Annotated in this window: 18 protein-coding genes; 10 read left to right on the forward strand and 8 right to left on the reverse strand. The window is 43.8% G+C overall.

What is annotated here, in order from left to right:
• Nucleotides 1-182: 182 nt before the first annotated feature.
• Complete coding sequence (locus DSM107010_RS24610) at nucleotides 183-752, reverse strand: DUF4168 domain-containing protein (protein ID WP_106166403.1); 570 nt, start codon at nucleotides 750-752, stop codon at nucleotides 183-185.
• A 306-nt stretch (nucleotides 753-1,058) separates the two neighbouring features.
• On the opposite strand from DSM107010_RS24610, the gene DSM107010_RS24615 reads away from it, so the two are divergent.
• Nucleotides 1,059-1,592 (forward strand): phosphate-starvation-inducible PsiE family protein, encoded by a 534-nt coding sequence (locus tag DSM107010_RS24615; protein WP_015152578.1) that lies wholly within the window; start codon nucleotides 1,059-1,061, stop codon nucleotides 1,590-1,592.
• A 58-nt stretch (nucleotides 1,593-1,650) separates the two neighbouring features.
• Here DSM107010_RS24615 and DSM107010_RS24620 read toward each other — a convergent pair whose 3' ends face one another.
• Both DSM107010_RS24620 and DSM107010_RS24625 read right to left on the reverse strand, forming a co-directional pair.
• Nucleotides 1,651-1,920, reverse strand: a complete 270-nt coding sequence (locus tag DSM107010_RS24620; protein WP_015152577.1) for a LapA family protein — start codon at nucleotides 1,918-1,920, stop codon at nucleotides 1,651-1,653.
• A 106-nt stretch (nucleotides 1,921-2,026) separates the two neighbouring features.
• Nucleotides 2,027-3,481: a phosphoglucomutase/phosphomannomutase family protein gene (locus DSM107010_RS24625; RefSeq protein ID WP_106166402.1), complete on the reverse strand. Its 1,455-nt coding sequence runs from the start codon at nucleotides 3,479-3,481 to the stop codon at nucleotides 2,027-2,029.
• 73 nt (nucleotides 3,482-3,554) lie between these two features.
• Here DSM107010_RS24625 and DSM107010_RS24630 point away from each other — a divergent pair, with 73 nt between their 5' ends.
• The 5 genes from DSM107010_RS24630 (at nucleotide 3,555) to selD (ending at nucleotide 9,924) form a co-directional block, all read left to right on the forward strand.
• The gene (locus tag DSM107010_RS24630) at nucleotides 3,555-4,376 is read left to right on the forward strand and encodes a PD-(D/E)XK nuclease family protein (protein WP_015152575.1); all 822 of its coding nucleotides are present in this window, start codon (nucleotides 3,555-3,557) and stop codon (nucleotides 4,374-4,376) included.
• Between the two features lie 252 nt (nucleotides 4,377-4,628).
• Nucleotides 4,629-5,195, forward strand: coding sequence for a DUF3611 family protein (locus DSM107010_RS24635; protein WP_015152574.1), 567 nt, complete (start codon nucleotides 4,629-4,631; stop codon nucleotides 5,193-5,195).
• A 104-nt stretch (nucleotides 5,196-5,299) separates the two neighbouring features.
• Nucleotides 5,300-6,400 (forward strand): bifunctional transcriptional activator/DNA repair enzyme AdaA, encoded by a 1,101-nt coding sequence (locus DSM107010_RS24640; protein ID WP_241994336.1) that lies wholly within the window; start codon nucleotides 5,300-5,302, stop codon nucleotides 6,398-6,400.
• 69 nt (nucleotides 6,401-6,469) lie between these two features.
• Nucleotides 6,470-7,333, forward strand: coding sequence for a DMT family transporter (locus DSM107010_RS24645; RefSeq protein ID WP_106166399.1), 864 nt, complete (start codon nucleotides 6,470-6,472; stop codon nucleotides 7,331-7,333).
• A gap of 74 nt (nucleotides 7,334-7,407) precedes the next feature.
• Nucleotides 7,408-9,924, forward strand: a complete 2,517-nt coding sequence (gene selD / locus DSM107010_RS24650; protein ID WP_127024152.1) for a selenide, water dikinase SelD — start codon at nucleotides 7,408-7,410, stop codon at nucleotides 9,922-9,924.
• A 38-nt stretch (nucleotides 9,925-9,962) separates the two neighbouring features.
• Here the strand turns inward: selD and groL are convergent, their stop codons facing one another.
• Nucleotides 9,963-11,630: a chaperonin GroEL gene (gene groL / locus DSM107010_RS24655; protein WP_106167624.1), complete on the reverse strand. Its 1,668-nt coding sequence runs from the start codon at nucleotides 11,628-11,630 to the stop codon at nucleotides 9,963-9,965.
• A 117-nt stretch (nucleotides 11,631-11,747) separates the two neighbouring features.
• Nucleotides 11,748-12,512 (reverse strand): 3-oxoacyl-[acyl-carrier-protein] reductase, encoded by a 765-nt coding sequence (gene fabG / locus DSM107010_RS24660; protein WP_106167625.1) that lies wholly within the window; start codon nucleotides 12,510-12,512, stop codon nucleotides 11,748-11,750.
• A gap of 273 nt (nucleotides 12,513-12,785) precedes the next feature.
• Here fabG and trxA point away from each other — a divergent pair, with 273 nt between their 5' ends.
• Nucleotides 12,786-13,103 (forward strand): thioredoxin, encoded by a 318-nt coding sequence (gene trxA / locus DSM107010_RS24665; RefSeq protein WP_015152568.1) that lies wholly within the window; start codon nucleotides 12,786-12,788, stop codon nucleotides 13,101-13,103.
• 106 nt (nucleotides 13,104-13,209) lie between these two features.
• On the opposite strand, the gene DSM107010_RS24670 is transcribed toward trxA, so the two are convergent.
• Nucleotides 13,210-13,503 carry a hypothetical protein gene (locus tag DSM107010_RS24670; RefSeq protein ID WP_015152567.1) on the reverse strand — a complete coding sequence of 98 codons (294 nt, stop codon included), beginning with the start codon at nucleotides 13,501-13,503 and terminating at the stop codon, nucleotides 13,210-13,212.
• Between the two features lie 468 nt (nucleotides 13,504-13,971).
• Between DSM107010_RS24670 and purU the strand changes: the two genes are divergently transcribed.
• On the forward strand, nucleotides 13,972-14,826 hold the full coding sequence (gene purU, locus DSM107010_RS24675) for a formyltetrahydrofolate deformylase (RefSeq protein WP_106167626.1): 855 nt from the start codon (nucleotides 13,972-13,974) through the stop codon (nucleotides 14,824-14,826).
• 159 nt (nucleotides 14,827-14,985) lie between these two features.
• Entirely contained in the window at nucleotides 14,986-15,141 is a 156-nt protein-coding gene (locus tag DSM107010_RS38720) for a hypothetical protein (RefSeq protein WP_158631857.1), read from the forward strand.
• A gap of 77 nt (nucleotides 15,142-15,218) precedes the next feature.
• Here the strand turns inward: DSM107010_RS38720 and DSM107010_RS24680 are convergent, their stop codons facing one another.
• Together DSM107010_RS24680 and DSM107010_RS24685 are read right to left on the reverse strand one after the other, a co-directional pair.
• A complete protein-coding gene (locus DSM107010_RS24680; RefSeq protein WP_106167627.1) occupies nucleotides 15,219-15,965 on the reverse strand; it encodes an LmeA family phospholipid-binding protein in 747 nt (248 codons plus the stop codon).
• A gap of 113 nt (nucleotides 15,966-16,078) precedes the next feature.
• Nucleotides 16,079-17,425 (reverse strand): cytochrome P450, encoded by a 1,347-nt coding sequence (locus DSM107010_RS24685; RefSeq protein ID WP_106167628.1) that lies wholly within the window; start codon nucleotides 17,423-17,425, stop codon nucleotides 16,079-16,081.
• A gap of 370 nt (nucleotides 17,426-17,795) precedes the next feature.
• On the opposite strand from DSM107010_RS24685, the gene DSM107010_RS24690 reads away from it, so the two are divergent.
• Nucleotides 17,796-20,009, forward strand: coding sequence for a phosphoketolase family protein (locus DSM107010_RS24690; protein ID WP_106167629.1), 2,214 nt, complete (start codon nucleotides 17,796-17,798; stop codon nucleotides 20,007-20,009).
• Nucleotides 20,010-20,483: the final 474 nt, after the last annotated feature.

The raw sequence follows: 20,483 nt of genomic DNA on the forward strand, positions 1-20,483 counted from the left end.
TGGTGACTAGTGACTGGTGGCTGGTGACTAGAATCTTTGCCTTGTGACTAGTGACTGGTGGCTGGTGACTAGAATCTTTGCCTTGTGACTAGTGACTGGTGGCTGGTGACTAGAATCTTTGTCTAGCCACTAGCCACTAGCCACGAGCCTCTAACCACTAGCCTCTAACCACTAGCCACTAATTAGCCAGCAGTCTTAATCATTTCTCGCACTTTTTGCAGTAAGTCTGGATTTTGTCTCAGGGTGAGAAAGATTTGATTAAATCGCTGGATATCTAAACCTTCCCCCTTGACAGCTTGCTCCATTTGCCCTTGGGTGGACTGCTCAATTTTTTCGATTTTGGCATTGGCTTGATCGAATTTCTTGTTTTCGTCAGGGGTAATTTTGGCTGTAGGCTGCGCTTGAGGATTTCGGCGCGATTGGTAAATTTCCCCAAACCGTTTTTCGCTCAAATCTTCCTGTTGAATTGCTTGAACAATCTGATTTTGGGCGTTCTCTTGGATAGGTTGTAGTTTTTTGACTGCGTTAGCAAATTGTTGCAGTTCTTTCTGACTAACCTGCGCTGGGGCTGGTTTTTGAGTTGGTGGCTGAGACTGAGAAGGTTGAGTTGGTTGAGCCGGACTTTGTGACGGGCTATCTGTCTGTGAAAGCTGGATTTCTTTCGGTACAGAACCTGATTGCGCCCAAGCAGCACCACCACTCAATGCCACTGCGATCACCATACCTATGAATGATAGATATCTAGCTTTCATGCAAGTTACACCTCAAACAAACTTTTTCCATGAAATCATCGCACATAATTTCCCAAATCCTCCTAAGGAAAGATGTGCTTAGAGAACAAAATCTCTGCGGTATGTTGACCTATTTTGAAAAAAATTTGGCAGGCGATCGCTCCAGATACTCAACCCAGCAATGATTACCAGTCTTCTGCAAATAGTCGTAGTTGTCGCTCGCGATCGAGGACAATAATTATTTATATAACTTTTTCAAAATTTAAAACTTAAAAACATAAGTTAATGTAAGCATAACGAGCTAACCGCACACAGGAGAATTTCCCAATGAATCAGCCTTTAAAAAGCCCATTGCATTATTGGTACGAATTTTTCAATCGTAGTGCGATCGTGCGTAGCTTAGAAACTATTCAGGATTTAATTGTCATCTCTCTGTGCGTTGGTTTGTTCTGTGTCATGGCAATTCAACTGCGGGGAATATTCTTCATGTTGCTACCCCCTCTGAATTTCCACCAAATCGCGGCTGATATTCTGTTCCTACTGATTCTGGTTGAGTTGTTCCGACTGCTAATTATCTACCTGCAAGAACAGCGAGTATCGATTGGTGTAATGGTGGAAGTGTCTATTGTATCTGTATTGCGAGAAGTGATCGTGCGGGGAGTTTTAGAAGTTCCCTGGAATCAGATCTTAGCTGCATGTGCCTTTCTGCTGGTATTAGCAGCCCTACTCGTTGTCCGCGTTTGGATACCCCCCACATTCAAAGGTATCGATCCTGAAAAGCAGTACGCCAAAACCTATCACAATGGATCTATGCCAGACAGAAGCAAGCAGTCTCACAAAGAGATTCGCTTATCGGAATAGCATACAGGAGTTCTCTATTTTGTAGATTGTAGAGATGTTATGGCGTAGCGTCTCTACACTATTCATCAAAAGAAAATTCATCTTCAATGTCTTCCTCAATAGATCGTGCAGGTGTACTCCCTATACCCCAGAGAGGCTGCATCAAAGCCGTTGCAACCACCCCTACCCCAGCACTAACAGCCAAAACAAAACCAACTGGTAATTGAATTGTCTGGTAGCGTAAAAACTTCAGCCGAATTGGATCGGCATTTTGCATAGATAGCAGCGAGATCGCCACAATCCAAACAGCGACAATAGAAGAAGTGAGAAGACTAGCGAAGGATTTCATAGATTAGGGAGTAGGGAGTAGGGAGTAGTGAGAGTTCGTGTTTATATTTCTCCTGACTTTTGACTCCTGACTTCTCAGTTTTGACTTTTAACTTTTAACTTTTGACTTATCTATTACCAATTTGCCCGATCGCTCTTTCCATTTCCATCACAATTCGATCTTGCTTGTCGAGAGAGTTGGTTTCCATGTAGACGCGCATGAGGGGTTCCGTACCTGATGGGCGTAACAGTATCCAACTGCCCTCTGCTAAATACAGTTTAACTCCGTCTTTGCGACTGACTTCTTTAACTGCGATTCCGGCGATCGCCCTGGGAGGATTTTGAGTAAAACTGTCGATAATGGCGGCTTTGTGGGCATCGCTGAGGTGCAAATCGATGCGGTGGTTGTACAGGGGACCATCAGCATCAGCAATTGCTTCTGCAACTAACTGACTCAATGGCTTACCTGCATAGGCGATCGCCTCAGCAACTAGCATATTTGCGAGTATCCCATCTTTTTCGGGAATATGTCCGATTACGCTTAAACCACCCGATTCTTCGCCGCCAATCAAGACAGTGGTTTCGCGCATTTTTTCCCCAATATACTTGAATCCTACAGGAGTTTCGTACAAAGGTAATCTGTATTTAACGGCAAAATTATCGAGTAAACGTGTGGTGGCGACAGTACGGACGATCGCCCCTGTTTTGCCTTTATTTTCAATTAAGTGACGGGCAAGCAGTAACAAGACAGCATTCGGCGTTAAAATATTGCCCAATTCGTCTACAATACCGAAGCGATCGCTATCTCCATCCGTAGCTAAGCCCAAGTCAGCGGCATCTGCTTGTACGGCTGCTACCAACTGAGTTAACTGTTTGCCTTGTGGTTCCGGCATTCCACCACCAAACAAGACATCTCGGTAGGCGTGGAATGTTTCTAACTCGCAACCGCAGTATCTCAATACCGTATCTAGGTAGCCGCGAGAAGTCGAGTAGAGGGCATCATACTTTACCCTCAGCCTAGCATGACGAATTTTTTCGATATCAATCAGAGAATAGATAAATTTCAGATATTCGGGCTGGGGATTAAAAGTAGAAATTCTGTCATTGCGGATAAATTTTGGCGGAGTATCCTCCACACCAAAAATATTTGCCACAATTGTATCAGTAATCTCTGGAGTAGCAGGACCAGCATAGTCGGGAATGTATTTAATCCCGCAATAGGGTGCAGGGTTGTGGCTAGCGGTGAACATTAATGCCCCTGCTGAGTTTAAGTAACGGGCATTATAAGCAATTACCGGAGTCGGACAATCGCGATCGGTAATTTTCACACTCCATCCCAATTCTGCTAAGACTTCGGCAGCGGTACGGGCAAATTTTTCTGCCAGAAAACGGGTGTCGTACGCCACCAAAACTGGTCTACTTTTAGTGTATGCAGTTTCTAGGTAACTTGCGATCGCCCTTGTCACTCGTCGGACGTTGGCGAAGGTAAAATCATCAGCGATGATTCCCCGCCATCCGTCAGTACCGAATTTAATTTTGCCGATTTGACTGGCATTCACAGTTTGCCACCCTATATTCATCATTAATAGTACAAGAAGTTTCTTGCTTCACTCCTTTGTTAGACAGTCCGTATCTTTGTTGTTTCTTCTGAGAACGATGCCAATTCTTGGGCAACCCTTTGTTAGTTATCACTTGTGGTCGTTAGTTGTCCCAGCCGTAGGACAAGAACGCTGGCATTGCCAAATGAAGCGGGGTTTTATCAAAGCGAGACAAAAAGAACCGATCGTTCAATCGTTACTTACCCAAGCTAGCATTCCGCAGCGAATTGGGTTGTTGGCGCAAAAAGGCGTTTACGAGTTCCACCGTCACCGTCAATTTCTGACTCAACCTGATGGCGTGGAAAGAGTCTCGCAGTTACTTAAACTCGGCAAATTAACCACACAAGTTCAGCAGCGAGTAACGCAGATTCTCAAAAATTATCACGCTCATCCATTATTAGTAGGAAAACATATTATTGAATTAACTAGTGGTGAGGAAGGATTTCCTAAACCAATTTGGATCGAACAACAAAACTACCGATTTCGACTCTATGCTACGATGGACTGTATTTTAACAGAATCAGATAAAACATTACACATTATCGATTTTAAAACGGGTAAATCTATCTTCGACCAAAGACAAGCATTTGTCTACCTCGTTGCTGCCCGTTATTTATATCCTCAATATACAGCAGTTGCTTCCTTTTATAATTTAGAACAGTGTAAAACCTCCGCTCTAATTCGCGTCACTCCCAGTCAACTCGACGCAATTGAAAGTCAACTGGCAAGGATTGCAATTCGCCACCAGCGAGATATTAATAAATACGAACAAAACCCCTATAATTTTAGTAAAATCTTTCCTCCCAATCCAGGTTATCACTGTCGGTACTGTTCCTTCAGTGCAATTTGCGAATTTTCCAACTTCAAACCCTCTAAGTAGCTCGTTCAAAGCCTTTTTGCGTTCTTCTTCGCGTCTTTGCGACTTTGCGCGACATAAAATCCAGACCCCTTGCCATATCCTGAGAAAGCTAGGTTTAAAAATATCTTTACATAAACGCAGAGGTTGCTGGTGAACCTACCCCTCGGTCTATCTCATTATATATAAAATTATCCCAACAGCTAACTTTGGGTTGATGATTTCTCTCAATAGCTTCTTTATAACAAAGGTAAAATATGCCTGTGAGAGAAATACATGTCTGAAATAATCAAAGACTCATTACCAACACCAACTAAACAAAGATTCGCCGCTGCTTTTCGGATTGTAAGTCGATTTAGCTTTTGGATACAGCTAGCATTAGCGAGTACCTCTGGAATTGCTTTAATATTTGCCATCCTTAGCCGCAATGCCAGCGAGGTAGCAGAGAATGCCAGTATTAGCCTGAGTATATTTCTAGCAATTGTCGGTGTATTACTAGCTGCCTTTAGCGTAGTTTGGGCTTTTAGAGATCGAAGTTTAGCTAGACGCTTGCAATCAAGCGATCGCACGATTCATCCTCGCAAAGAAGAAGTCATTCAAGCTTTAAAAATTGGTTTAATCGTCAGTTTTATCGGAATGTTAATCGCTTTTGTTGCCTCAGAAGTCAGCGCGATCGCAGTATTATCAAAATCTTTATCCGTTCCCCAGGGGGTCGCAATATATAATCGCCAAAATCTAATTCGTTCTTTAGATATTTTGGTAATCTTATCTAACGTTAACTTAATCGGAACTCATTTAATCGGTAGTATAACCTCTTTAGGACTTCTAGAATGGATTGACTAAAGAGTAGAGGCGATCGCACTTCATCCTTCACGCTAGCTTACCGAATCGATGTCATGTCGCTTTTTCGGTAGACGGCAATGTATGGGCTTGCAACAATAGCCAGTATGGAATTGAATTGCGTACCCGTGCAAATGAACTTAAATCTCTTGCCATCGCGCGCTGAAATGGAACAAGCCGCTTGTAGCAAAGATGCTAGCTATGACGGCGTGTTTTTTGTAGCTGTCCGCACGACAGGAATTTTTTGTCGCCCTTCTTGTCCTGCCCGTGCGAAACTGGAAAACGTCGAATTCTTTCCCACAATTCGGGATGCTGTGCTTGCAGGTTATCGTCCTTGTAAACGATGTCATCCGCTTTTAGTTTATGGGGCGCTGCCAGATTGGGTGACAACATTGATACAGCGCGTAGAAACCGCACCAGATCTAAAAATTACAGCCGCAGAACTGCGTGAGTTAAAAACAACTCCCGAACGAGTCCGACGCTGGTTTCGAGAGCATTACGGCATGACATTTGTAGAATGGTGTCGCAGCAGACGATTGGCGAATGCTTTGACGCAAATTCGAGCGGGAGCCACGCTAGATGATGTTGTCTTTGCCAATCAATATGAATCTCATAGTGGGTTTAGAGAAGCCTTCAGCAAAGTCTTTGGTGTCCCCCCAGGACAAAGCCAAACTAGCGACTTTGTAGCCACGCAAATTTTAGAAACACCTTTAGGAGCATTACTTGTTGGTGCAGTCGAGCGAGGGATATGCGCGATCGCCTATACAGATAAGCAAATGCTTGAGCATAACTATGCCACAATTCGCAAGCATTTTGGTTATCCAATTCTCCCCGTGACGAATCATCATATCGAGCATTTGCGAGATGAACTGGCGTGTTATTTCGCAGGTAAGTTAACCGAGTTTACAACTCCTTTGGTTCCACAAGGAACTGCATTTCAAGAAAAAGTATGGTCGGAGTTACAACGCATTCCTTATGGGACGACAATATCTTACGATGAACTGGCTCGGCGCATCGGTCAGCCTACAGCAGTTCGTGCCGTAGCTAGAGCAAATGGGATGAATCGGATCGATATCCTGATTCCCTGTCATCGCGTAATTGGCAAAGATGGACAATTAACTGGATACAACGGTGGAATTTGGCGAAAACGGTTGCTGTTGGAACTAGAGCGGACTGGAAAATCGCCAAGCCACGAAACAATTCAGTAATTTTTCATAGCCCCCTTGTTAAGGGGGTTGGGGGATCGAAAAACTACTAAGCATTCTGCAATTTTAAAAATGAAACCAATCGATCTAGCGCGCTTGTTTTTACTCGCTGCGCTTTGGGGCAGTTCGTATTTATTTATCCGTATTGCAGCTCCTGTTTTAGGAATCTTCTTTACCATCAGTTTACGAATTATTTTAGCAGCGGTTGCATTAGGTTTATCTGGCGCGATCGCCTCACCATTCAAGCTCAAAAGTCGTTGGCAGTCTTATCTTTTGTTGGGTTTATTCAACAATGTCATTCCTTTTTTATTAATTGCGATCGCCGTTGTCAATCTTAATGCTTCAATTGCGGCAATTTTAAATGCAACAGCTCCTCTATTTACAGCGATCGTTTCAGCTATTTGGTTGAAAGAATCGCTAAACAAACGTAAAGCGATTGGATTAGTATTAGGGATTGTTGGAGTTGCTATTTTAGTTGGATGGAGCCCTTTACCGCTATCACCTTCAGTCATTTTCGGAGGAATATCAGCTTTAATTGCAGCCCTCTCCTATGGTATTGCTGCTGTGTATGCCCGTCGCAGATTTATACACGATCGAGTTGCTGAAACTGCCTTCGGACAATTAACTAGTTCGAGTATTTTGCTGATTCCGGTTGCTTTTGCAACTTTTCCTCAAACACTTCCCTCGCTCGAAGTTATTTTTGCAGTCGCCGTACTCGCGATCGCGTGTACTGCTGTTGCCTATCCGCTCTACTTTCAACTAATTTCTAATATCGGTGCGACTGGAGCAATAACTGTTGCTTTTTTAATTCCTGTTTTCAGTCTGTTATTTGGCAATATTTTCCTCGGCGAACCCGTGAATTCTGGCTTAATTTTTGGATTGATAACAATTTTACTGAGCGTTTGGTTAGTCATTAATCCAAAACAGCAGAAATAATTGCGATCGCGTTCCGCCTTCACCTCGACTAATTTGTCAGAATCAATATGAGAGATATTTTATTTTGAGAGTGAATGCAGCGATCGCAACTCGTAACTAAAGATTTAGTCCTGATTGGCGGCGGTCACAGCCATGCTATTGTCCTGAGAATGCTGGGTATGAAACCGATACTAGGCATTCGAGTTACATTAATTACAGAAGCGTCAGATACTCCTTATTCGGGGATGTTACCCGGTCACGTTGCTGGATTTTACACTCATGAAGAATGCCACATCGATCTGCGACGTTTAGCTCAATTTGCTCGGGTGCAATTTTATCGCGATCGCGTTGTTGGATTAGATTTAGTTAATAAAAAAGTTATTTGTGCCAACCGTCCGCCTGTAGCCTACGATTTGCTTTCCGTTGATATTGGCAGCACTCCGGCTCAAATTTCCGTACCCGGTGCAGCAGAGTACGCGATTCCAGCGAAACCAGTGGCGCAGTTTCTGCAACATTGGTATGACTTGTGTAGAGACGTTACAACATGTAGAGACGTTACATGTAACGTCTCTACATTGCGCCTGGGAATTGTCGGTGGAGGTGCTGGCGGAGTCGAGTTAGCAATGGCAATGCAGGGTCATTTGCAGTCTATAAGATCCCCCCAACCCCCCTTAAAAAGGGGGGCTAAGTCTTCTCGCTTATTCAGGGAGGAGAGGGAAGATCGAGATCTAGAAATTCATCTATTTCAGCGCGGTGCTGAATTAATGCCAAATTACAATTCCTGGGTACGGCATCGCTGTCAAGAGATTTTAATCCACAAAAGAATTCAACTACACCTGCAAGAAACCGTTTGTGAAATCCAATCGTACCCCACACCCTACACCTATACGGGCGGGTTTCCAAACCCGCCCCTACCAACACCCTACACCATCAAATGTGAATCTGGATTGCAGGTAGAATGCGATCGCATCTTCTGGGTAACGCAAGCCTCCGCACCCGATTGGCTACAAGCCGCAGGAATCGCCACTGACGAACGCGGATTTATTCTCGTCAACGATGCACTACAATCGGTTTCCCATCCAGATGTATTTGCAGCGGGTGATATTGCCTCAATGGTAAATTATCCCCGTCCCAAAGCTGGAGTATTTGCCGTGCGCCAAGGCAAACCTTTATTTAAAAACCTGCGACGAGCATTATTAGGGCGATCGCTACAGCCTTACAAACCGCAGAAACAATATTTAAGTTTAATCGGTACGGGAGACGGCAAAGCGATCGCGGCATGGGGAAAACTTGGTTTTGGCGCTACTGGCTGGCTGTGGCGCTGGAAAGATGCGATCGATCGCAAATTCATGCAGCGGTTCAGTGACTTACCGCAAATGGACGAGAAAAGTCAAAATTCAAAATTCAAAATTCAAAATTCAAAATTCAAAATTCAAAATTGGGACAAGGAGGACAAGGGGGACAAAGGAGCGCTCAACCAACAACCAATTACCAATTACCAATTACCAATTACCAATTACCAAACAATGCCTTGTGCTGGCTGCGGTTCTAAGGTTAGCAGCACAGTTTTAGCAAGGGTACTCAATCAAATCAAGCAGGATAGTACTAACTGGTGCAATCGCCAAGATATTATTATCGGGCTAGATGCTCCTGACGATGCAGCGGTGGTGGAAGTACCAGGCGGTTTGTGGATGGTACACACCATAGATCATTTCCGCAGTCTCATCAACGATCCGTATATTTTTGGACAAATTACTGCTAACCATTGCCTCAGCGATATTTTTGCAATGGGTGCGACACCTCAAAGTGCATTGGCGATCGCAACTATTCCCTATGCTTTAGAATCCAAAACAGAAGAAACCCTTTATCAGTTACTATCCGGCGCAGTCAAAGTGCTAGCTGACGCGCAGACACCTTTGGTAGGTGGACACACAACTGAAGGCAGCGAATTGGAATTTGGCTTATCTTGTAACGGTTTAGTCCACCCGAATAAACTTCTGCGCAAAGGTGGAATGCAGCCAGGACAAGTTCTAATTTTAACTAAAGCCCTCGGTACGGGAACCCTTTTTGCTGCCGAGATGCAACGGGAAACTAAAGGAGATTGGATCGATCGCGCTGTTACTTCAATGTTGCAATCGAATCAAGTTGCAGCTGCTTGTTTGATGGCACATGGAGCCACTGCTTGTACTGATGTTACGGGTTTTGGGCTTGCCGGACACTTGTACGAAATGGTTCGAGCTTCCCGTAGCGTAGGCATCTCTGCCTGTGCGGTAGATTTAAATTTAGCAGCAATTCCTGCTCTAGAAGGTGCGATCGCTACATTACAAAAAGGAATTGTCAGTTCGCTGCAAGCGGAAAATTTACGCATTGCTCGTTTTATTACCGATCTAAACATCGCTGGTTCAGAATCGCTCAGCCCGTCTGCTCGCTACTCGCTCTTATTCGATCCGCAGACATCGGGCGGTTTACTCGCATCAATTCCAGCAGAACAAGCCAGTCAATGTCTAGATAAGCTACATAGTTTAGGCTACGCACAAAGTTGCATTATTGGCAAGGTAGTAGATAGAAAAGGCGATCGCCAACCAATAACCATAAATTTATCCAATGTATAGGGGCGCACAGCCGTGCGCCCTTACGAGGGTTATGCAGGCTACATCATACCCATGCCACCCATACCGCCCATACCACCCATGCCGCCCATGCCACCCATACCGCCCATGTCAGGGGCAGCAGCAGCTTTCTTCTCTGGCTTTTCAACGACTAGGGCTTCGGTCGTTAACACCATACCAGCAATCGAACCAGCATTTTGTAATGCCGAACGCACAACCTTAGCAGGGTCGAGAATGCCAGCAGCAATCAGATCTTCAAACTCGCCAGTTGCCGCATTGTAACCAACGTTGAAATCGGTTTCCCGCACTCTTTCAACCACGACAGAGCCTTCAGCCCCTGCATTGTCAGCCATTTGGCGTAAGGGAGCTTCCAGCGCTCTAGCGACGATTTCAGCGGCAACTTTTTCTTCGTCTTGCAGGCTGGCTTTGAATTCGTCCACCTTCTTCGCTAAGTGGATTAGGGTCGTACCGCCGCCAGGGACGATACCTTCTTCGACTGCGGCTTTAGTCGCGTTCAGCGCGTCTTCAATTCGCAGTTTGCGGTCTTTGAGTTCGGTTTCGGTAGCTGCACCAACTTTAATGACTGCCACACCGCCAGCCAGCTTGGCAATTCGCTCTTGCAGTTTCTCCTTGTCATAGTCGGAGTCAGATTCTGCTAGTTGCTTGCGAATTTGACTGATGCGCTTTTCCACATCAGCTTTATTTTCGCCTTCGGCGACGATTGTGGTAGATTCTTTGTCGATGATGACTTTACGAGCAACACCCATCATCTCCAAAGAAGCGGTATCCAAGCTTAAGCCGATTTCTTCAGAAATCAACTGACCGCCAGTTAGTACGGCGATGTCGCGCAACATTTCTTTACGGCGATCGCCAAATCCTGGGGCTTTAATCGCGCAAACGCTCAACACGCCACGAGCTTTATTCACAACCAAAGTTGCTAAAGCTTCTCCATCGACATCCTCAGCAATAATAATCAAAGGTTGTCCGGCACGAGCGACTTTTTCCAAAATCGAAATCAAATCTTGGATCGTGCTAATTTTCTTGTCTGTAATCAACAAGCGAGGATTCTCAAACTCTGCTACCATCCGCTCGTTGTCGGTGATGAAGTAGGGAGAAATATAACCTCGATCCAACTGCATCCCTTCTACCACGTCTAAATCGGTCGTGAGAGACTTGGATTCCTCAACGGTAATCACACCGTCTTTGGTGACTCGCTCCATTGCCTCAGCGATCATCGCCCCAACTTCTTCATCGTTTCCAGCCGAGACAGTCGCCACAGAGGCGATCGCATTTCCTTCGACTGGTTTGGCGACAGCAGCAATTTCTTCTACCAGTTTGGCAACGGTCTTCTCGATTCCGTGACGCAGCGCCACTGGATTAGCACCCGCTGCTACGTTCTTCAGTCCCTCACGAATCATCGCTTGGGCGAGAACCGTCGCCGTAGTCGTACCATCCCCAGCTACATCTTTGGTCTTCGATGCAACTTCCTGAATCAGACGCGCCCCAGTATTTTCTAGGGGGTCTTCCAACTCAATTTCTTTAGCTACAGTAATCCCATCATTGACAATCTGAGGCGCACCGTATTTTTTCTCTAACAGGACGTTGCGACCTTTTGGACCCAGGGTAATTTTCACGGCATCGGCAAGGGCATTCACACCCCGTTCCAATGCCCGCCGCGATTCATCATCAAACGCAACGATTTTTGACATACGCTTCGTTTCCTCAAGCTTCCATTAGTCAATTTAGCACTCTCTTGAGTTGAGTGCTAATGAAACTACTGGCGTTTAGCAATTAGCTGTTAGCTAATTGCTAGACGCTAATCGCTCTTAAGCCATAACCATGCCACCATCGACGTTGAAGACTTGACCTGTAATGTAACCAGCCGCAGGATCGGCGGCGAGAAAGCGCACCATACCAGCAACTTCTTCGGGTTTGCCGTAACGACTCAAGGGAATATATTTCAGAATATCTTCAGAATCAATGTTACTGGTCATGTCAGTAGTGATAAAACCAGGGGCAACAGCATTGACGATAATGCCACGGGAGGCAAGTTCTTTCGCAACGGTTTTAGTAAATCCGATCGCCCCAGCTTTTGCGGCGCTATAATTTGCTTGACCGGGATTGCCCATTTGTCCGGCTACAGAAGCAATATTAATGATGCGCCCGCTGCGTTGCTTGAGCATGATTTTGCTAACAGCTTTGGTACAAAGGAATACGCCTGTAAGATTGAGGTCGATGACTGCTTGCCAGTCTTCCGGTTTCATTCGCAATAACAAAGTATCGCGGGTAATACCAGCATTGTTTATCAAAACATCAATTCGCTTCCATTTTTCTACAACAGTATTAACCAGAGTATCTACTTGAGCCGCGTCAGAGACATCAGCCGGAATTGCGATCGCGCTACCCCCCGCCGCCTCAATTTCTTCTACCACTTCTTTAGCGGCGGAACTAGAACTTGCGTAGTTTACAACAACGTTTGCCCCTTCTGCGGCTAAACTCAAAGCGATCGCCCGTCCAATTCCTCGCGAAGCCCCCGTGACGATTGCGACTTGTTGGCGTAACCGTTGTAAATCCTCTGGCAATACTTCCATAAACAATGACTCTTACGTAAATACTCTCACTTAGCGATCGCACTTAAACCACCGCGCTAACCATCTTATCAATAGGGAGCAGGGAGTAGGGAGCAGGGAGTAGGGAGACAAGGAGGACAAGGGGGACAAGGAAGCTGAGGAAGTTGAGGGAGGAATTCCAGCTACCAGCCACTAGCCACTAGCTACCAGCCACTCACTACACCCTACACCCGCATCAACACGCACCACTCACTGCTACTTGAGATATAACAGTAAAAAACTGTGTTAAATCTCATGGCTACTAAACAGCAGTTCAATAATTTTGCCGAAATGATTTCTGGTGCTGATGTGCCTGTACTGGTAGATTTTTACGCTGCATGGTGCGGTCCTTGCCAGATGATGGCTCCAATTTTAGAACAAGTAAACGAGCGTCTCAAATCTAAAATCCGTATTGTGAAAATCGATACTGATAAATATCCACAACTCGCCAGTCAATATCAAATTCATGCCTTGCCCACACTAGTACTATTTAAGCAGGGTCAACCAGTCGATCGCATTGAGGGCGTAGTACCAGCACCTAATTTAATCGAACATTTACAAGCTCTAATTTAGTCAAAATATTTCATTCAATAAAAAGCCCGCATTTGCGGGCTTTTACTGTAGGAAAAAGCTATTTTATTAGCAATGATGACAATTATGATAGCGGTAATGATATCAGTTATGACAGCAATGAATCGTCAGCGGTTGTCGCTGAAAAACTTTCAGGCGATCGCTCTGCCAACCAACTCATTTTTTCTTTGTCTTTCTTAACTTTAATTAACAATTCTAGATAAGCAATGGGTACGATAATTGGCCAAAAAAGAGTGACTATGACTAAAAATATTCTGAGTAGAAGTAATTGAGAGCGTTTGCCAAGGTCTCGCTGCATGATGTCTGCCCACTGAGTAAACAGACAAGCCGCGATTGTAATATAGAAAGTCGCCCCAGCAGTAATAATTGTTTGTAGCATCATTTTCTAAAAAGTCATTTTCTAAAAATAGGTTGAGTCTGAAAAGAATTCAGCAGCTACCCCAAACCAGCAGCGCGGTCGACGAAGTTATCGTTAATACGCTCTTTTGAGCGCTATGTAGCCCGAACACCCTGTAACGATCTGACCCGAAAGCCTTAACTAATCGACATTTATCCGTAGCACCTTGTTAGTAACTTGCTTTCAAGCCGCAAAAGACTCTGACAATGAAATACGTCAGCCCAAAAAGCTATTCCAGACTAGTGCTATGAATGCTCGTATACCCTCACACGCGCTTCCAGCAATTCCCGATCTTGTTTATGTATTATTTCATACTTTTAACTTGCGGACAATCCAGAGGCAGTTATCAGAGACAATGAAATTCAAACTCGATATATCTAATACTACGTTCGTACTGAAGATAGAAGACAGTTTATAAAGGTTTTCTTATACATCAAGCGAAGGTTAAGTAATATGAATAGACTGACAGCAACTCTACTCATTTCTTGTCCCGACCGACAAGGATTAGTAGCAAAAATTGCTAATTTTATCTATGCCAATGGTGGTAACATTATCCATGCCGATCAGCATACAGACTTTGCTGCTGGTTTGTTTCTAACCCGCATTGAATGGCAATTAGAGGGTTTTCATCTACCGCGAGAGCTAATTGCGCCTGCCTTTGGCGCGATCGCACAGCCTCTAGAGGCTCAATGGCAACTACACTTTTCCGACACCATCCCACGCCTTGCTATTTGGGTGAGTCGGCAAGAACATTGCTTATTCGATCTAATTCTCCGACAACAGGCAAAAGAGTATGCCGCAGAAATTCCTCTGATTATTAGCAATCATGCCGATTTAGAATGGGTAGCAAAACAATTTGGTATAGATTATTACTATATTCCCGTTAACAAAGATAACAAAGCGGCTCAAGAGGAAAAACAGTTAGAACTTTTGCACCGGTACGACATCGATCTTATCGTTCTGGCAAAATATATGCAAATTCTCAGTCCCGAATTTATTACCCGATTTCCTCAAGCAATTAACATTCACCATTCGTTCCTTCCTGCTTTTGTAGGCGCAAATCCATACCAGAAAGCTTACGAACGCGGAGTAAAAATTATCGGTGCTACCGCTCATTACGTAACATCAGAACTCGATGCTGGACCAATTATCGAACAAGATGTCGTCCGCATCAGCCACCGCGATGAGGTCAGCGACCTGATCCGTAAAGGTAAAGATTTAGAACGAGTCGTTTTAGCTAGAGCCGTGCGATCGCATTTACAACACCGTGTCTTAATTTACGGGAATAAGACTGTGGTGTTTGAGTAGTGAAAGAGATTATGCGCAGACCATCATGAAAAGCTGCTTTAATCGATAAAAATACAATTACAGTATTTTTACAGAGGATGATTTTAAGATAGAAAATCTACAATCAATTCAGTTCTTAAGAATTTTCTAATATTTGTTCCATCTACAAAGGCAATTTCTATGTCAATTCTAGAGAAATTCTTCACCTTCGGCTTTGTCTCTACTTTTAGTGTAGCCCTCATAGCAACCTGGTGGCGCTACATTCCTAGCATAATTGCTACTTACCGCAAGATTATGAGTAAGTATGGACAAGTAGAATTAACAGTTAATAGTTAATATTGAATATTTCCATTGTAGAGACGTTACATGTAACATCTCTACAATGGAAATATATTAATTTGCATTGTGTCCTATTAAATTAAATTCTGAGGTATTTGTTTCATTCTAATTTGGATTTGTAAAGCTAACTGACCTGCTTGCGCCGTCATTTCTTCAACTCTGAGTGCTATTCCTTCTAGATCGAAATAGGGTAAATCCATCCATTGTTTGACTTTTTCCATTAATGACAGCGCGATCGCAAAAGATATTCCTTCATTGCGATCGCATTGAAAATTCTCAACGATAACTGGTTGCTTCTGGGTACGGGGGCGAAATGTAGCTGTAAAACCGAGTGGCTGCGTTTCGCCTTTTTCGTGCAACAACACCTTACCATCGAAGACCATTTTGTTATCTCCGGGTAACTGTAATTGCATCTGCTGCATTTCTAAAATAACAGTTTGTCCGTCTACATTTAGTTTAAAATTACGTGCTTTTTTTAATACGTACTCAGACTTCAAAGCGCGATTTAAATCTGGTTCCGTAATGACAATTTTAGCAATAGCATCTAATGGTTTATCTAATTCAACCTTGCCAAAAAGAGCGCTGAGTGGATTCACATCAACTTTATCCGTTTGTACCTCAATTTCTTGCAGGCGGATGTCTTTTTGTATAACTACGCCTTGTCCAGTAAAATCTACTGAATCTGCTTGCCCTAAAATTAGCTTTAAGAGATTTGTTTGAATATCAACATCAATTTTTTCAGCGTTATCTACTTGGCTAGATATTCCTACTTCTGCTACTGCATCGATGACTTGTTCTTCTAACCGTGGCTCGTTATCCATCTCGCGATCGCATCCTTTTGACTCTGCTTGAGATCGATGTTAGATCCGCAGTATTAAGGAATGTATCTGCAATTTGGCATAAGTAATGAATGGTAAGGTGGGCAATACCCACCTTACTTATAACCAACAACTGACATTTGCATCCCATTTTCAGAAGGGACAATTGTAATGCCTCGCCGAACTGGAGAAACAGGACGAGAATTTGCTAGTTCTAATTCATACTGCGATAACACAGTAGCAAGTACGAGTTTCATTTCATATAGCGAAAAAGCTGCACCAATACAACCGCGACTACCACCACCAAAGGGAAGATATTCAAAGGGTGAAAATTTTTGGTGTAGGAATCTTTCTGGTTGAAATTTTTCTGGTTGAGGATAGATTTCTTCTCTTCTATGGGTGAGGTAAATACAAGGTACGATAATTGTCCCAGCGTTGAATTTATCTCCAGCAATTTGTACGGAGTCTCTTACCATTCGAGGAGTACAAATTAAAGCAATGGGGTGAACTCGGAGGGATTCTTGACAGATAGCAGTAAGATATGGGAGTTGGGCGATCGCATCTGGTTTAGTACGATCTGCATTATTCAATTCTTGTTGTAGGCGATCGCGCACTTGTGGATGAGAATGGATCAGGTAAAATGCCCATGCTAGCGCTGCTGCTGTAGTTTCATAGCCTAATAATAAAAGAGACATCAACTGATCGCGTAATTCCTCATCATTCATCTGCTGTCCATTTTCATCCCGTGCCGACATTAACATTGATAAAATATCGGTGCGCGTCGGATTGTTTTCTCGTCGCCGTTGCGATATTTCTGCATAGATTAATTTGTCAATTTGTTGTCTGCGTCTGACAAAATGTCCCCAAGGACTCCACGCACCCAAGTCTTTTTGTAATGGTGGGAAAAAGAATAAACTGGAGTACCAGGGAGTAGTAACGTCTTCTAGCAGAGAACTTAATTTAACTTTTAATTGTTCGTACCTCTCCCCAGGACTAATACCGAATACAACTTGTAAAATAATTTGTAAAGTAATATCGGGAAGGAAGTGGTTAATAGAAATCTGTTTGCCAACTTGCCATTGTTGAGTTACGTCTTGAGTAATTTGACAAATAATTTGCCCGTAAGTTTTCATGCGATCGCCATGAAAAGGAGGTAGCATTAATTGGCGTTGGCGTTGATGACTTTTCCCTTCTTGTAAAATTAAAGATTGCTCCCCCATCAAAGGTTGAAAGACGTGAGTTGCTTTTTTATAATCAAAGTACTCTGAGGGAATAGCGAAAATCTCTTTAATTGCTTGTGGATGGCTAAAAAAGACAACTGGTGGAGAGTTTAAACCCAACACTCTCACAGCAAATGGGTCGCTGTATTTGTTGGCACAAGTATTTAAAAACTCAATTGGATTGGCAATTAGCTGGAGCGTTTGCAGTAAGGCTGGAGTTTTGTTTACCTCAGTTAACTTCATCTTAAATTGGTAGACAATGCTGCTACGGAGATTTATTTATATATTAACTAAAAATTATTTGAGAATAAAAATATATTTATATTTATTAGGGTCGCAGCAGCAACGATTTTGAATAAAATCTAAATTTAAAAAATACCGTTTGAGATTTTATCATATGACTTCAATTTCATTCAATGAATTTTCGCTCAAAACTTATTTCTAGACGCACTCATCAGCGTCAGAATTTTTCTCTGTAAATATGCGATCTATAGCTAGACAAATCCACTGATATGTATAGACAGACCGTATACAACATAAAGCAGAGATTAAATGTAAAATAATTAAAATTATCTAAAAAGTACAAATACTCAAATTAGAGAGGGTCTTCAGCATGACGGCATCGACCGAAGCGGCAAAGATAGTAACACCAGAATTTTGTCAAGGAATTCAGTATTTTGGCGAAACTTTGCCAGGATTCGAGCAATATGGCAAACAAGCAGCGATCGCACCAAATAAAACTGCTATAACCGATCCTAACGATCCGGCGGCTGTATTTCAAACCCTCCTCTATGCCGATGCCCTGCGCTATTTAACAGTACAAGTAACGGGAAGTAAAGCTTCGGGACACCCTGGTGGTTTTGCCTCGCAAGTAGAAGCTTACGCAGCCTTAGTGATGTTGGGCTACAAAAATATTATTACCGAAGTCGGACATCACGCCCCAGGATTTTACAGCGCCATGTTCTTAGATCGTTCATTAGAAGACATGGGCATTACTACTGTACAACAATTGCGCGATCGCTTCCGCGAACACAACGGTTTACTCGGACACCTTTCTGGCTTTATTCCTGGTATTCTCGCCCCGGCGGGACCATTGGGACAAGGGCAACACTTTGCCATGTCAGCCGCCCGTCTCCACCCCGATAAATTATTCCCCGTCACGATTGGCGATGGTGGGTTAGGCGAACCTTACATCATGAGTAGCATGGCGCATTTCCACACAGCCTATCCAGGCGTGACAAATTTCTTACCCGTCTTGGTGTGGAATGGTTACAGTCAGGAACATCATAGTATGGTGTCTACCCAATCCAACGAACGGATGATGGCATACTGGCACGGTAACGGTTTTGAAGAAGTCGTGTTAGTCGATGCCAAAGACTTTGACGACAAAAACCAACCAGGCGATTATGTCGATAGTACCGCTTTTTCCTTCGAGCAGCGCTTAGCTTTCACCAAAGCCGTGTTAGTTGCAACCGATGAAGCTACCCGTTCTGCTTTGAGTGGAAAACTGACGGTATTAATCATCAAACAATTAAAAGGGGCTGGAGTCCATGCGAGAGGGGCAAAATCTCACAACCTCTATGCGATGCATACTCTCGACAACCCCGATATTGTCAACGCCCTCAAATCGCGTGCTTTAGCGCCTGCTGCATGGGAAATCGTGCGGACGAACTGCGAACGCGCTGGTGGTGGTTCGGCGAGTCGAGTAGCGGTGACGGAATCTGTATTACCGCTAGCAGAACTTGGGGAATTGCCGTTAGAAGAATATGCTGTAGGGGGAGATCCGAAAGTATCGACAACAGCGATGGGTAAATTGGTGGCGAAAGTGGGAGAATGCGATCGCAACTACATCGTCACCAACGCTGATGGGAATGAAGCTTCGGGAATTGCCAACATTAACCAAGCATTGAAAATTATCCACCCCACAGAAGATCCTGTATATAACCAAACCCCAGGCGGACAAGTTTACGAACCCCTAAGTGAAGATGCTTGTGCGGGTTTAGCGGCTGGTTCGGCGTTGATGGGTTGTCGAACTTTGTGGTGTTCTTATGAGTCTTTTGCAATTAATGGTTTACCAATTTGGCAAACAGTAACGCAAGCGATGGCAGAATTACGTCGTCCTACACCTTCTACCGTAACTCTATTTACGGCTGGCGCGTTAGAACAAGGGCGCAATGGATGGACGCACCAACGCCCTGAAATTGAAGCATATTTCGCCGCCATGATGCGGAATGGCAATGTCTTTCCCTTGTTTCCACCCGATGCCAACTCGATTCAAGTTTGTTACGATTGGGCGCTGACGACGAAGAATAAGGGTGTCGTGATTACAGCTAGTAAGTCACCTTTACCAATTCGAACAACATTTGAACAGAGTCGCAAAGCGATTCAAGATGGTGCGGTGGTACTGCAAGAAATTAAGGGTAGCAAGACGGTAGTATTTGCTGTGATTGGCGATATGGTTTTGATGCCAGTATTTGAAGCTGCGACTTATTTAGAAGCGCAAGAAATTGGCGTGAGAATTGTTTCTGTCGTCAATCCCCGTCGTTTGTATCGTCCTAGCGATGTGGCTTGGGATTCTTGTTCTGAACCCGATGGAGAATTTTTGAATGATGCTGGGTTTGAGGCGTTATTTGGTGGCGATGCTTTGGTTGGAGTAGCATCTGGTGCGAGTGGGATGTTGGAACCAATTATGTTGCGGAGTCATTGCAAGCGCGATACTTTTGCCTGGAAGCGAGGAGAAACCACCGCAAGTCCCGCACAATTGATGGCAATTAATGGGATGACGGCTGAGAATTTGGTTAAACGCGCTATGGAATTGGTGGGTTAGATTCTCATTTCTTCTGTAGGGTGGGCAATGCCCACCTTACAATTCTTACTACTTTTGATGTGAGTGCGATCGCGTTTTTGCTTGAATTCAAAGAACGTTATATTTTGATGGGAGCAACCACATCAAAACCAGATGCATTAACAATAATTGATTCTGGATTAGAAAATCCAGCTTTTCTTCGCCACTGTAAAATTTCATTAAATAAATATTTATGATGCGATAGCAACCAGCGTGGATCGTTACCAGCATGAAGATCGATCTGCCAGATATTTTGGTAGCTTCTGCCTTTTACATCAACGTCTATCTTGTTTACGGCATTGCAGTAGTATAAAAAATTAACACTCCGCTGTAAAGATAGTTGTAACTGCCTACGTGCATCAACTTTGTACCTGTAATATAGAGCAATTCCTAGTCTACTGAGGTACGATTAATAGTAATGTTGTGTATTCTGCCCAGATAAAAATGAAGGCATAC

Source organism: Chroococcidiopsis cubana SAG 39.79, from assembly GCF_003991895.1.
Taxonomy (GTDB): domain Bacteria; phylum Cyanobacteriota; class Cyanobacteriia; order Cyanobacteriales; family Chroococcidiopsidaceae; genus Chroococcidiopsis; species Chroococcidiopsis thermalis.

Excerpts from the sequence above, each read along its gene's own strand:
- DSM107010_RS38720 (WP_158631857.1), top strand. The coding sequence starts at position 14,986 with ATGTCAATTCTAGAGAAATTCTTCACCTTCGGCTTTGTCTCTACTTTT.
- groL (WP_106167624.1), bottom strand. The coding sequence starts at position 11,630 with ATGTCAAAAATCGTTGCGTTTGATGATGAATCGCGGCGGGCATTGGAA.
- DSM107010_RS24620 (WP_015152577.1), bottom strand. The coding sequence starts at position 1,920 with ATGAAATCCTTCGCTAGTCTTCTCACTTCTTCTATTGTCGCTGTTTGG.
- DSM107010_RS24635 (WP_015152574.1), top strand. The coding sequence starts at position 4,629 with ATGTCTGAAATAATCAAAGACTCATTACCAACACCAACTAAACAAAGA.
- DSM107010_RS24610 (WP_106166403.1), bottom strand. The coding sequence starts at position 752 with ATGAAAGCTAGATATCTATCATTCATAGGTATGGTGATCGCAGTGGCA.
- DSM107010_RS24630 (WP_015152575.1), top strand. The coding sequence starts at position 3,555 with ATGCCAATTCTTGGGCAACCCTTTGTTAGTTATCACTTGTGGTCGTTA.
- DSM107010_RS24685 (WP_106167628.1), bottom strand. The coding sequence starts at position 17,425 with ATGAAGTTAACTGAGGTAAACAAAACTCCAGCCTTACTGCAAACGCTC.
- DSM107010_RS24625 (WP_106166402.1), bottom strand. The coding sequence starts at position 3,481 with ATGATGAATATAGGGTGGCAAACTGTGAATGCCAGTCAAATCGGCAAA.
- DSM107010_RS24670 (WP_015152567.1), bottom strand. The coding sequence starts at position 13,503 with ATGATGCTACAAACAATTATTACTGCTGGGGCGACTTTCTATATTACA.
- DSM107010_RS24690 (WP_106167629.1), top strand. The coding sequence starts at position 17,796 with ATGACGGCATCGACCGAAGCGGCAAAGATAGTAACACCAGAATTTTGT.
- DSM107010_RS24640 (WP_241994336.1), top strand. The coding sequence starts at position 5,300 with ATGGAATTGAATTGCGTACCCGTGCAAATGAACTTAAATCTCTTGCCA.
- DSM107010_RS24615 (WP_015152578.1), top strand. The coding sequence starts at position 1,059 with ATGAATCAGCCTTTAAAAAGCCCATTGCATTATTGGTACGAATTTTTC.
- fabG (WP_106167625.1), bottom strand. The coding sequence starts at position 12,512 with ATGGAAGTATTGCCAGAGGATTTACAACGGTTACGCCAACAAGTCGCA.
- trxA (WP_015152568.1), top strand. The coding sequence starts at position 12,786 with ATGGCTACTAAACAGCAGTTCAATAATTTTGCCGAAATGATTTCTGGT.
- DSM107010_RS24680 (WP_106167627.1), bottom strand. The coding sequence starts at position 15,965 with ATGGATAACGAGCCACGGTTAGAAGAACAAGTCATCGATGCAGTAGCA.
- purU (WP_106167626.1), top strand. The coding sequence starts at position 13,972 with ATGAATAGACTGACAGCAACTCTACTCATTTCTTGTCCCGACCGACAA.
- selD (WP_127024152.1), top strand. The coding sequence starts at position 7,408 with ATGCAGCGATCGCAACTCGTAACTAAAGATTTAGTCCTGATTGGCGGC.
- DSM107010_RS24645 (WP_106166399.1), top strand. The coding sequence starts at position 6,470 with ATGAAACCAATCGATCTAGCGCGCTTGTTTTTACTCGCTGCGCTTTGG.